The sequence below is a fragment of the Streptomyces sp. MnatMP-M17 genome, from assembly GCF_900091995.1.
In the GTDB taxonomy this organism is placed as follows: domain Bacteria; phylum Actinomycetota; class Actinomycetes; order Streptomycetales; family Streptomycetaceae; genus Streptomyces.
In genome coordinates, this window is sequence record NZ_FMDK01000244.1 from 1 (window position 1) to 11,249 (window position 11,249).

10 protein-coding genes and 1 pseudogene are annotated in these 11,249 nt (G+C 70.4%); 6 read left to right on the forward strand and 5 right to left on the reverse strand.

Features of this window, described 5'->3' with window-relative positions:
- Nucleotides 1–87 (forward strand): annotated as a pseudogene (locus GA0115259_RS38990) (amidinotransferase); the annotation flags it as partial.
- Here the strand turns inward: GA0115259_RS38990 and GA0115259_RS11895 are convergent.
- Complete coding sequence (locus GA0115259_RS11895) at nucleotides 76–1,161, reverse strand: small ribosomal subunit Rsm22 family protein (RefSeq protein ID WP_093594898.1); 1,086 nt, start codon at nucleotides 1,159–1,161, stop codon at nucleotides 76–78. The pseudogene GA0115259_RS38990 and the gene GA0115259_RS11895 overlap by 12 nt on opposite strands.
- 194 nt (nucleotides 1,162–1,355) lie before the next feature.
- Here GA0115259_RS11895 and GA0115259_RS11900 point away from each other — a divergent pair, with 194 nt between their 5' ends.
- Nucleotides 1,356–2,672 (forward strand): hypothetical protein, encoded by a 1,317-nt coding sequence (locus GA0115259_RS11900; RefSeq protein WP_176732514.1) that lies wholly within the window; start codon nucleotides 1,356–1,358, stop codon nucleotides 2,670–2,672.
- A 27-nt stretch (nucleotides 2,673–2,699) separates the two neighbouring features.
- Here the strand turns inward: GA0115259_RS11900 and GA0115259_RS11905 are convergent, their stop codons facing one another.
- Nucleotides 2,700–4,082 (reverse strand): Bcr/CflA family multidrug efflux MFS transporter, encoded by a 1,383-nt coding sequence (locus GA0115259_RS11905; RefSeq protein ID WP_093594901.1) that lies wholly within the window; start codon nucleotides 4,080–4,082, stop codon nucleotides 2,700–2,702.
- Nucleotides 4,083–4,158: 76 nt separating this feature from the next.
- Here GA0115259_RS11905 and GA0115259_RS11910 point away from each other — a divergent pair, with 76 nt between their 5' ends.
- Nucleotides 4,159–5,196 carry a Gfo/Idh/MocA family protein gene (locus tag GA0115259_RS11910; RefSeq protein WP_093594904.1) on the forward strand — a complete coding sequence of 346 codons (1,038 nt, stop codon included), beginning with the start codon at nucleotides 4,159–4,161 and terminating at the stop codon, nucleotides 5,194–5,196.
- 61 nt (nucleotides 5,197–5,257) lie between these two features.
- Here GA0115259_RS11910 and GA0115259_RS11915 read toward each other — a convergent pair whose 3' ends face one another.
- Nucleotides 5,258–6,055, reverse strand: coding sequence for an SDR family NAD(P)-dependent oxidoreductase (locus tag GA0115259_RS11915; RefSeq protein ID WP_093594907.1), 798 nt, complete (start codon nucleotides 6,053–6,055; stop codon nucleotides 5,258–5,260).
- A gap of 297 nt (nucleotides 6,056–6,352) precedes the next feature.
- Complete coding sequence (locus GA0115259_RS11920) at nucleotides 6,353–6,925, reverse strand: TetR/AcrR family transcriptional regulator (protein WP_093594910.1); 573 nt, start codon at nucleotides 6,923–6,925, stop codon at nucleotides 6,353–6,355.
- A 132-nt stretch (nucleotides 6,926–7,057) separates the two neighbouring features.
- Here GA0115259_RS11920 and GA0115259_RS11925 point away from each other — a divergent pair, with 132 nt between their 5' ends.
- Both GA0115259_RS11925 and GA0115259_RS11930 read left to right on the forward strand, forming a co-directional pair.
- Nucleotides 7,058–7,927 (forward strand): SDR family oxidoreductase, encoded by an 870-nt coding sequence (locus GA0115259_RS11925; RefSeq protein WP_093594913.1) that lies wholly within the window; start codon nucleotides 7,058–7,060, stop codon nucleotides 7,925–7,927.
- Between the two features lie 153 nt (nucleotides 7,928–8,080).
- Nucleotides 8,081–8,809 carry an SDR family NAD(P)-dependent oxidoreductase gene (locus GA0115259_RS11930; RefSeq protein WP_093594916.1) on the forward strand — a complete coding sequence of 243 codons (729 nt, stop codon included), beginning with the start codon at nucleotides 8,081–8,083 and terminating at the stop codon, nucleotides 8,807–8,809.
- Between the two features lie 266 nt (nucleotides 8,810–9,075).
- Here GA0115259_RS11930 and GA0115259_RS11935 read toward each other — a convergent pair whose 3' ends face one another.
- Nucleotides 9,076–10,752, reverse strand: a complete 1,677-nt coding sequence (locus tag GA0115259_RS11935) for an alkaline phosphatase D family protein (RefSeq protein WP_093594919.1) — start codon at nucleotides 10,750–10,752, stop codon at nucleotides 9,076–9,078.
- A gap of 282 nt (nucleotides 10,753–11,034) precedes the next feature.
- On the opposite strand from GA0115259_RS11935, the gene GA0115259_RS11940 reads away from it, so the two are divergent.
- Nucleotides 11,035–11,249 (forward strand): SDR family NAD(P)-dependent oxidoreductase (locus GA0115259_RS11940; protein ID WP_176732515.1); only part of this gene is annotated, 215 nt, incomplete at its 3' end.

Here is an 11,249-nt window from a genome sequence, read left to right on the forward strand (position 1 = left end):
GGTTGGGAGCCGATCGGCCTGGACCTCGGGGAGCTGCTCAAGGGCGGCGGCAGTGTGAAGTGCTGCACGCAGGAGCTACGCCTCTGAGCCGCCGGTGACGTCGGTGGCGTCGGTGCCGTCCGTTGTGCTGGGCGAAGGCCAGGTGTCGCCCCAGGCCGTGTCCCGCGCCGCCCGGTAGAGCGGGCCGTGCCGCTTGGTGACCGTCTCGCGTCGCAGTCCGTCGTCCTCGGTGCACAGGTCGAGCAGAACCTGTCCCTTACGGATCTGCGGCTTACGGACGACACGGGCCCGGTCCGTACCGTCAGCACGGTCGGTACGAGTCGTCGGCGCCTCGAAGCGTACCGCCGCGACATAGCTGAACTTCTCGTCCTCGTACGGCAGCGAGCCGCCCTTCACCTGCCGATGCAGCGAGGACCGGCTGACACGCGCCGCGAAGTGGCACCAGTCCGTACCTCGTTCGATCGGGCACGCGCCGCCGTGCGGGCAGGGCGCGGCGATCCGCAGCCCGGCCTCGATCAGCCGGTCACGGGCCTCGATGATCCGCAGATAACCGTCGGGCGTCCCGGGCTCCACGATCACCACGGCCTCGGCGGCGCGTGCGGCCTCCGCCACGAGCGCGGCCCGGTCCCGCTCGGTGAGTTCCTTCAGTACGTACGAGACCGTCACGAGATCGCTCTCCGGCAGCTTCAGCGCCGTACCGATCCTCGTCCGACGCCAGTCGGCGGCGCGTACCGCGCGGGCGCCGGAGGCGGCGGCCAGTTCACGGCCGAGCGCGAGGGCGGGCTCGGCCCAGTCCAGGACGGCGGTGGTACGGCCGCCGTCCAGCCCGGGGTCGTCCGCCCAGACCGCCTCCGCCGCCCAGACCGCCGCGCCCGTGCCGCCGCCCACATCGACATGGCTGCCCGGCATCCAGTCGGGCACGGTGTCCGCGAGCGCCTCCAGCGCCGCCCGTACGGCCTCGAACGTCGCCGGCATCCGGTACGCGGCGTACGCGGCCACATCGGACCGGTCGCGCAGCACCGGCGCGTCCGTCGGCGTCGCGCCGCGGTAGTTGACGATCAGCCGCTCGACGGCCTGAGCGGCCTGTCTGGGCGGCAGTCCGTCGAGCAGCCCGGCGAGCGCGGCGCGCAGGGCCTCGGCGGTGGGAAGGGTCGCGTTCACCGCCGAATTCTAGGCGTGCGGCCGGATCGCGGCGACCGCTGACCGTATCGGGCAGGGCCACTGCCCGTACAGGCGGCGAACGGCGCCCGTATCGATGGCGACCGCGACCGCAATGGTGAAGCGAACTGCGAGCCGCCCGAGGCGTGTTGCTACGCTGACGCCCGTTGTCCGGCAGCCGCTCGCACGGGGGGACCATGAGACAGAGGGTCGTACGTCTGGCCCTGGTGTCCGGAGTGATCGTGCTGGCGCTGCTGCTCCTGCTCGCCACGTGCGGCGGCAAGCAGAGCTCCAAGGACGACGCACGGCCCGCGAAGCCGCCGAAGAGCACGTCGTTCGCGGCGCACCAGCTCACCGTTCCCGCGACGTACGACACCGCGCGCGGCTGGGAGATCGACGACGCCTCGCCCGACTACGCGGTCGCCGAGGCCACGAGCCGCATCGCCTATCTGGAACGGGTCGGCGACACGCGGTTCCGCATCCGTACGCTCGATCCCGCGACCGGCAGGCACGGCTGGGACGGTGCGCCCTGGCGGCCGCTCTTCGCGCCGGACCGCTTCCCGCGGCTGCTCTCCGTCGCCAAGGACGATGTGGAGTACTTCGTCACCTGGTCGTACGGAAAGCTCGAACCGGAGGCCCTGCGTCCCTCGGACTCCATCGTCTCCCTCGATGTGTACAACGCGGCCGACGGCTCCCGCAGGCGCGTCGAGGTCCCGTGGCCGGACGAGCCGACCGTGAGCGCCGCGGGGCCGGGCATTCTGATCAGCGACGGCAAGGCGGTCAGCGCGGTGGTCGATCCGACGACCGGCGACGTGGTCCAGGTCCCGCCGGGATCGCTCGGCTATCCGAAGGGCTGCCCGAACTGCCGCAAGCTGACGGAGGTACGGGCCGTCACGGACCGGGGCCTGCTGGTCAGCGGCGCCAAGGAGTTCTGGGTACGCGGCGGTTGGTTCAGCCGGAAGGTCGCGCCGAAGGGCACCGATCCCACGTCCGGCATGCCGGCCTCCGTGGCGCGCGACTACATCCTCGCCAAGTGGCGGAAGAAGAAGGGCGCCAAGGACGCCGGTACGCATGACGTCTGGGCGGTGCACGAGGCGGCGACCGGTAAGGCCGTGGCCCAGGTGCGGTGCCGCAGGCCGGCCATCGCACCCGTCGAGGACCCGCAGCTCATCGCCTCGCCGGACGGCCGCTTCCTGATCGCCGGGCGGCTCGCCTTCGATCTGGACGCGAAGACCGCGTACTGCTTCGAGGAGCCGGACGGCACGCAGCCGTTGACCTTGACCACCGTGGGCGACGACGGCACGGCGTACGGCGCGTCGAGCGCCCGCAACACGACGGACGCGCTCGCGGGCGGCGGGACGCCCGTCGTCGTGGATCTCACCACCGCGACACCGGAGGATCTGGCTCCCAATGTGCGGCTGCCCAGCGGCGAGACGGCCGGAGCCGGTCTCTTCCGCTGGACGGACGGCAAGGACACACCGCATCTGATCGGATATCCGCACCGCGACGGGTGACGCGTCTGTGCTCCGGCGTTTGTGCTCTCAGACGCCGGCGGCCGGACGCTCGATGGGCGGCTGGTGCTTCTCGACGGGCGGCTGGTGCTCCCAGGGCCGTACGAGACCCACGAAGCAGCCCAGCGCGCCGACCGCGCACACGAGTTGGACGAGCGCCATCGGCACCGCGGTCTCCTCGCCCGCGATCCCGACGAGCGGCGAGGCGACGGCACCGATCAGGAACGACGACGTACCGATCAGGGCCGAGGCGGAACCGGCCGCGTGCGGAGTGCGCATCAGCGCCGACGCGTTGGTGTTGGGCATCGCCAGACCCATCGCCGACATCAGTACGAACAGCCCTGCCGCGACCGGGAAGAGCCCCACCTTCCCGAACACACCGGACGTCATCAGCAGCAGCGCCACCGCGGCGAAGGTGATGACCACCAGCCCGAAGCCCAGCACGCGGTCCATACTGACGCGCCCGACCAGCACCTTGCCGTTGATCTGGCCGACGGCGATCAGACCGATGGAGTTGACGCCGAAGAGCAGGCTGAACGTCTGCGGCGAGGCACCGTAGATCTCCTGCACCACGAACGGCGAGGCCGCTACATACGCGAACAGCGCGGCGAAGGCGAGACCGCCCGCGAGCATGTAGCCGGTGAAGACACGGTCGGCGAGCAGCCCGCGCATCGTACGCAGCGCCGCGCCGACACCGCCGCTGTGCCGCCGCTCCGGTGGCAGCGTCTCGTGCAGCCACTTCCACACAACGAGCGTGAGGACGATGCCGACCACCGTGAGCACGACGAAGATGCCGCGCCAGTCCGTGAGGCGCAGCACCTGCCCGCCGATCACGGGCGCGATGATCGGCGCGACTCCGGAGATCAGCATCAGGGTGGAGAAGAAGCGGGCCATCTCCTCGCCGTCGTACAGATCGCGTACCACCGCGCGGGCGATCACGATGCCCGCCGCGCCCGCGAGGCCTTGCAGCAGCCGGAAGGCGATGAGGAGTTCGGTGGTCGGCGCCAGGGCGCAGATCGCGGTGGCGAGGACATAGACGACCATGCCGAGCAGCAGCGGCCTGCGCCGTCCCCATTTGTCGCTCATGGGTCCGACGACGATCTGGCCGAGGGCCATGCCCGCCAGACAGGCGGTGAGAGTGATCTGGACGGTCGCGGCGGGTGAGCCGAGCGAGCGGGTGACCTCCGGCAGGGCTGGGAGGTACATGTCCATGGAGAGCGGAGGCAGTGCGGTAAGCCCTCCGAGGACCAGGGTGACGAGCAGCCCGGCGCGGCGGGCGGCGGTGGCGGGTGTGTGAACAATCACCCGCTCCTCGGGCGGAGCCGACTGTTGTTTCTGAATTGCTGCCGAGCGACGCTGCTCGGGCGGTATGTGGCCTTTACGTCCTTCGGTGGTCTGACCGCCGTCCGGCATCGTCTCTCCATGTCGTTGAATCCTTACCTATGCTCTCAGCTCAAGCGGAGCGGTCGAGACCTTTTTTGGGGCAGGTATGGCAACGGGACAGACGTCACAGGCGGCACAGACATCACCGAGGGACACAGTGCGCTGGGGTGTGCTGGCGACGGGCGGCATCGCCGCGCGGTTCACCGCGGAGGTGCAGGAGCTGCCGGACGCCGAGGTCGTCGCGGTGGCCTCGCGCAGTGACGCGTCGGCGAAGGAGTTCGCGGCCCGGTTCGGCATCCCGCGCGCGTACGGCGAGTGGGCCGCGCTCGTCGCCGATCCGGAGGTGGATGTCGTCTACGTGGCGACTCCGCACTCCGCGCACCGGGCCGCGGCCGGACTCGCCCTCGCGGCCGGAAAGCCGGTGCTGTGCGAGAAGCCGTTCACGCTCAACGTCCGGGAGGCCGCCGAACTGGTCTCCCTGGCCCGGGAGCGCGGCCTCTTCCTCATGGAGGCGATGTGGACGTACTGCAACCCGGTGATCCGGCGCCTGGTCGAGCTGGTACGGGACGGCGCGATCGGTGAGATCCAGACCGTCCAGGCCGACTTCGGCTTCCCCGGCCCGGCCGATCCCGGCCACCGGCTGCGCGATCCGGCCCTCGGCGGCGGCGCCCTGCTCGACCTGGGCGTCTATCCGGTCTCCTTCGCCCAGCTCCTGCTGGGCGAGCCCGACCGCGTACAGGCCGACGCGCTGCTCTCGCCCGAGGGCGTCGATCTCAACACCGGGATACTGCTGGGCTGGGACTCAGGAGCGACGGCGCTGCTGTCCTGCTCACTGACCGGAGGCACGCCGGTGACGGCGACGGTGACCGGCACGACGGGACGCATCGAGCTGCCGTCCGGCTTCTTCCACGCGGAACGCTTCGTCCTGCACAGGAACGGCGCCGAGCCCGGCACCGAGCCCGAGGAATTCACGGCGGACGGCGGACTGTACGGCCTCCAGTACGAGGCGGCCGAGGTGATGCGCTGCCTGCGCGCGGGCGAAACGGAATCCCCGCTGGTACCGCTGGACGGCACGCTCGCGGTGATGCGGACGCTCGACGCGGTACGCGACCGTATCGGCGTCCGCTTCCCGGCGGACGACTAGGACGTACGGCGCACGGGAGCCCGCGGCCGAATCGCACAGGAACCGCAGCCGGAACCGCCGACTACGCGTCGTACCATCCGCCGTCCGCACGCAAGGTCGTACCGGTGATGTAGCCGGACAGCGGGCTGGCCAGGAAGGCGACGAGGTCGGCGTAGTCGCGTCGGCGGCCGATGCGGCCGGTGTCGTTGGTGGCCAGCGCTTCGACGGCCTTGGGTTCGATCTCCTCCCAGGTCTCGCCCCAGCCGTTCTGCCGGCCCAGATCGGTCAGATAGGCCTCGGTGGTGGGAGTGAGGATGCCGCCCGCCGCAACCGAGTTCGACGTGACACCGGTGTGCTTCAGTTCGCGGGCCAGGGAGGCGGCGAGGTTGTCACGGGCGGCGTTGGTCGCGGCGTAGTGCGGCTGGCTCGCCATGGGCCGGTCGCCGAGGACGCTGCTGATCTGGATGACGCGGCCCCAGCCGCGCTCCCGCATGTCCGGCACGAAACGCTGGATGGTCCGCACGCTGGAGACGACGTTGGTGTTGTAGATGCCGGACCAGTCGGCGGACGAGATGCTGGACCAGGTCGCCGCCGGATCGTAGACACCGAGGTTGTTGACCAGGATGTCGACCGGCCCGCCGACGACGGAGGCCGCCCTCACCGCGTCGGCACCGGCGTCCGTAGCCAGATCGCCGACCGCGACGCTCGCCTCGCCGCCGTCCTCCCGAATGGCCTTGGCCACCGCCACGGCCCGCGCCTCATCCCGCCCGTGCACAACAACCGCCGCGCCCTCGGCCGCCAGCACCTTGGCAATCTCCTCACCGAGCCCGGTACTCGATCCGGTCACCAGCGCGCGCTTGCCGTTCAGTTGCAGATCCATGGAACTACCTCTTCCGTTCTCGGCGGGCTCCACAGTCGCACCCAGAAATTGGACCAGCAAGTCCAGACTGGCAGTACCGCGAACCGGACATAACGCCCAGCGCCCAAGCCCTGTGCAACCTGTCCCTTGTACGGCTGTACGGCGGCGACCTGGACGGCACGGCCGGCGCCCTCCGGCCCGTACTGGACCTGCCCACCGACCAGCGCAACCGAGGCATCGTCGTCTCCGCACAACGTGTCCGGACCGCGCCACCCTTCCGTCCGACCGAGAACGAGCAGCCCGCCATGCGTTACGGCGTCAGGTGGTCGCGGGCAGCGTGGCGTCGATGGCGGCCCGGACGGCCTTGGTCATGGCTGCCCGGTGCCGGACGAGCCGGGCGGCCTCGTCGGCGCCGTTCGGGTTGCGGATCTCCGGCGCCGTGGTGGCCCAGGCTTGGGCGGCTACGACGACGAGCATCAGGATGTCCATCCCGGCCTCGACGCCCACGCCGTAAGCTTCGGCGATCTCGACGGCCTTGGTGACGTGCGCTTCCCGCTCCAGATGTGAGGCGCCTGGGCGTTCCAGAGCTTTCCACTGGGTGAGGCGCAGCAGGCCTGGGTCGGCGGTCAGCGCGTCGAGCAGAGCGCCGGTGTAGCCGGGCAGGTCGGCGGGCGTGAAGGGCACCAAGTCCGCGAGGACCGTCAGCCGGTCGGCGAGCACGGCATCGAACAGCGCGTCCTTGGAGCCGTAGTAGGCGTAGATGGCCTGCTTGTTCGCGGAGGCGGCGGCGGCGATGCGGTCCACGCGTGCGCCTGCGAGCCCGACGCGGACGAACTCGTCGAAGGCGGCGTCGAGCAGCCGGGCGCGGGTGGCGGCGGAGTCGTATCCCATCCCGCAAGAGTAAACCAACCAGGCAGTTGAATTTCTGGGCGATGGGCAGATAAATCCAACTGGATGGTTTGACGACGGCGAGGCGGCGACGTAGGTTCGTTCCCAACCAACTAGTTGGATTAAGGAGCGGTCATGGCAACACAGACGTGGTTCGTCACCGGCGCGTCGGCCGGAATCGGGCGGACGGTTGTCGAACAGCTGCTGGATGCGGGACGTCGTGTCGCCGCCACGGCGCGCAAGCCCGAGGTCCTGGACGACCTGAAGGAGCAGTACCCGGGGCTGTTGTGGACCACGGCGCTGGACGTCACCGACACCGCCGCGCTCCGCGAGGTCGTCGGGCGTGCGTTCGCCGAGCTGGGCCGCGTGGATGTGGTCTTTTCCAACGCCGGGCGCGGCGCGGTCGGCGCGGCCGAGGAGCTGTCGGACGAGGCGATCGATGAGCAGATCGCGCTGAACATGACCGCACCGATCCAGCTCTTCCGCGCGGTCGTGCCGTATCTGCGCGCCCAGGGCGGTGGGCGGTTCATCCAGACCTCCACCATGGGCGCCCATATCTCCGGTCCGGGCGCCGGCATGTACCACGCTTCGAAGTGGGGTGTGGAGGGCTTCCTGGAGTCCGTGATCGGCGAGGTGGCTCCGTTCGGTATCGGCGTCACCATGATCGAGCCGGGTGTGATCCGCACCGGATTCGGTGCTTCCCTGAGCGTCGCCGAGCCACTGCCGGTCTACGCCGACACCCCGGTCGGACAGGTGCACCAGGCCGTCCGGGCCGCCGGCAACCTCACGGCCGAGGCTCCCGGCGACCCGGTCAAGGTGGCAGCCGCCATCATCGACTCCGCCGGCACCGAGCCCGCGCTGCGCCGCGTCGCCCTGGGCAGCGACGCCCACGCGGCCATCCGGGCCGCGCTCACCAGGCGCCTCGAAGAGGTCGACGCCGGCCAGGCGCTCGCCCGATCCATCGACTTCCCCGTCGGCCAGGCCCTGAGGCCTGCCCAAACCTGACCGGCTCAGTTCGGGGCACGTCCCGCCGATCCGTCCCCGGCCGGGAGGCTCGCGCCGGATCGGCCTTCTCTCCGTCGGCCTTCTCTCCGTCGGCCGTCCGGTCGACGGACACCCGTAGCACACGGACACCCGTAGCACAGTAAGGAAAGACCCATGTCCCAGGTTGTCGCCATTTTCGGTGCCGGCAGCGGTCTCGGTACCGCGCTCGGCCGCCGCTTCGGCAAGGAAGGCTTCCGCGTCGCGCTGATCGCCCGCCGGGCCGAGCGGCTCCAGGCCATGGTCGAAGAGCTCGCCTCGGAAGGCATCGAGGCAGCCGCCTTCCCGGCCGACCTGTCCGACCCGGCCAACGCCCGCCCGGTCATCGATGCCATCCGCGAGCGCTTCGGCCGCATCGACGTCGTCTCCTACCAGCCGCTGCCCGGCGGCACCGCCTTCATCCCCGCCGCCGAGCTGGACGCCGCCCGCCTGGCGCCGCTGGTCAACCTGTTCCTGCTCACGCCGGTAGAGATCGCCCACGCCGTTCTGCCCGAGATGACCGAACGCGGCAACGGCGGCTTCATCGTCACCGGCGGATTCACCGCCGCCGACCCGCAGCCGCACCTCAGCGGCATCGGCCCGGCCATGTCGGCAATCCGCAACTTCGTCCACTCCCTGCACGGAGAGGTCGCCGGCGCCGGCGTCTACGCGGGTGTCTCCACCCTGGCCGCACTGATCAAGAACAGCGAGTCCTACAACGCGATGACACCCGAGGACCTGGCCGCCGTCACCGGTGGTGTCACCGGCCCGCACGTCCTCGACCCCGACGAGCTCGCCGAGACCTACTGGCAGCTCTACACCAAGCGCGACCGGACCGAGTACCGCTTCCCCGAGATCAACGCCTGATCACCCGTCCACTCACCCGCCCGCCCAACCGCAGGAACCATCACACTCCCGTGGGAGCAATCATGACGAACACCCGTAACGACCTGGTGGCGGTGGTGACCGGTGCCGGCCGCGGCATCGGCCAGGACCTCGCCCCGCGCCACGTGTGACCACCGGCCTGACCGAAGAGACCTCGTACGCAGGGCCCCGTCTGGCGGGACGGGGCCCTGGCTTGGGGGGCGAACAGGCGGGCCTGTTCCAGGGGCCGCGCAGGAATAGGCCCCAGCTCAGCTCGGCTTCAGGCCCGGGGCGCCGGCCTCCGTCGTGAAGGAGGCCGCTGTTGTCAGTGGGGCCCCCGGTGTGGTGACCGCGTTGACCGTTTTGAAGTCCGCTCGGGCGCGCTTCGCGGTGAGCGTCACCGTCACATAGCCGCGGCGGCCGTTGTAGAACTTCATGTGCGGGTTGGCCGTCATCAGGGTGGACCAGTTGGACGGGCGGTCCGCGCCGTCCCGGCCGCTGGAGATGGACGTGGTCACGATCTCCGTGCCGAGCGTGCGCGACCTCGGGTTGTTCCAGTCCTTCTTGATGTCGTACGCGTAGGCGGTGTGCACATCGCCGGTCAGCACCATGAGGTTCTTGATGCCGGCCGCCTCCACACCGCTCAGCAGCCGCTGCCGCGACGCCGGATAGCCGTCCCACGAGTCCATCGACAGCTTGAAGTCCGGCGTCGTGAGATTGCGGCGCTGCGAGAAGGTCACCTGCTGCGGTACGACGTTCCAGATGGCCGCCGACTTCTTCCAGCCGTCCAGCAGCCACCGCTCCTGCGCCTCGCCGGTCAGTGTGCGCGACGGATCCTCCGACTCCGGGCCCGGCGTCTGCCAGCCGTCGCCGTACGCCTGGTCCGAGCGGTACTGCCGGGTGTCCAGGATGTCGAACCGCGCCAGACGCCCGAAGTCCAGCCGCCGGTAGAGCTTCATGTCGGAGCCCTGAGGCCGCTGCGGGAGGCGCAGCGGCTGGTTCTCCCAGTACGCGCGGTACGCCGACGCCCTGCGCAGCAGGAACTCCTCCGGCGGGATGTCGTTCTCGGGCGTGTCCCCGGCGTAGTTGTTCTCCGTCTCGTGGTCGTCCCACGTCACGACGAACGGATGCGCGGCGTGCGCGGCCCGCAGATCCGGGTCCGACTTGTAGAGGCCGTACCGCAGCCGGTAGTCCTCCAGCGTCGTCGTCTCGCGGTTGAAGTGCGCGGGCAGCCGCGGCTCCGGATAGTTGCGCGCGCCGCCGACCGCGCTGACGGCGTACTCGTACAGATAGTCGCCGAGATGGAAGACCACATCGAGGTCCTCCTCCGCCAGATGCTTGTACGCGGTGAAGTAGCCGTCGTGGTACGCCTGGCAGGAGACGGCGGCGAACTTCAGCTCGCTGATACGGGCGCTGCTCGCGGGCGCGGTACGCGTACGGCCCACCGGGCTGATCCAGTTGCCGACGCGGAAGCGGAAGTAGTACACGCGGTCCGCGCCCAGGCCGGGCACATCGACATGCACACTGTGATGGAACTCCGGATGCGCGTCGGCCTCTCCGCGCTTGACGATCCGCGTGAAGCGCGCGTCCTGCGCCAACTCCCAGCGCACCGCGACACGGTTGGGCGGCAGCCCGCTGTCGGGCTCGTACGGGCGTGGCGCCAGCCGCGTCCAGAGCAGAACGCCGTCGGGACGCGGATCACCGGAGGCGACGCCGAGCGTGAACGGGTCCTCGGCGATCTTCCTGGCGTCCAGTTGGGCCGCGCCCGCGATGCCCGCGGTCGGCAGATTGACGGCGAAGGCCAGCGCGGCGGCGGCAGCGGTACCGGTGAGGAAGCGGCGCCGGCCGAGATGCGCGGCTGCGGCCCTCAGTTCGAGTGAGTGCGTGCCCGCCGAGGTTGACGTTCGCGCCGACGTCCCCGCCGCGCTTGACGTTCCGGCTGACATTCCGGCTGACGTTGACGTTGTTATTGACGCTCGCTGTACGGGAGTTCCATGCGCGGGTACGCCCGCTGCGGGTACGACCTGCGCCGGTACGCGCGGTCCTGTTCCCAGTGTCCGGCGGTGAAAAGGTGTCATGTGCCCCTCCCCTGACGGCGGCTGTCACCTGGAATTCCACTCGGGGGCGAAGGCGCCCTGTTGTCGGGTACACAACATGCACATGGCGGAGCTATGGAGATAGTGATCCGTGTGCCTCGCCAAGTTGTACCTCACGTACGCTGCGTGGCCATGGACGCCATGCGGAGGACCGACACCGACCGGAGAACAGCCGTGGTGACCGGAGCCGGTTCCGGTATCGGCCGGGCGGTCGCGGTGGCCCTGAACGCGGCGGGCTGGTCGGTGGCACTGGCCGGACGGCGCGTCGAGACGCTGGAGGAGACGGCGGCGGCGATGAGCGCCGCCCGCGGCGGCGCGGGGCCGGCCGACGCACCGGCAGGCGGCGC

Bases quoted from the DNA above. Each gene is read 5' to 3' on its own strand.
- GA0115259_RS11925 (WP_093594913.1), top strand. From the start codon at position 7,058: ATGGCAACACAGACGTGGTTCGTCACCGGCGCGTCGGCCGGAATCGGG.
- GA0115259_RS11920 (WP_093594910.1), bottom strand. From the start codon at position 6,925: ATGGGATACGACTCCGCCGCCACCCGCGCCCGGCTGCTCGACGCCGCC.
- GA0115259_RS11910 (WP_093594904.1), top strand. From the start codon at position 4,159: ATGGCAACGGGACAGACGTCACAGGCGGCACAGACATCACCGAGGGAC.
- GA0115259_RS11905 (WP_093594901.1), bottom strand. From the start codon at position 4,082: ATGCCGGACGGCGGTCAGACCACCGAAGGACGTAAAGGCCACATACCG.
- GA0115259_RS11935 (WP_093594919.1), bottom strand. From the start codon at position 10,752: ATGTCAGCCGGAACGTCAAGCGCGGCGGGGACGTCGGCGCGAACGTCA.
- GA0115259_RS11900 (WP_176732514.1), top strand. From the start codon at position 1,356: ATGAGACAGAGGGTCGTACGTCTGGCCCTGGTGTCCGGAGTGATCGTG.
- GA0115259_RS11915 (WP_093594907.1), bottom strand. From the start codon at position 6,055: ATGGATCTGCAACTGAACGGCAAGCGCGCGCTGGTGACCGGATCGAGT.
- GA0115259_RS11930 (WP_093594916.1), top strand. From the start codon at position 8,081: ATGTCCCAGGTTGTCGCCATTTTCGGTGCCGGCAGCGGTCTCGGTACC.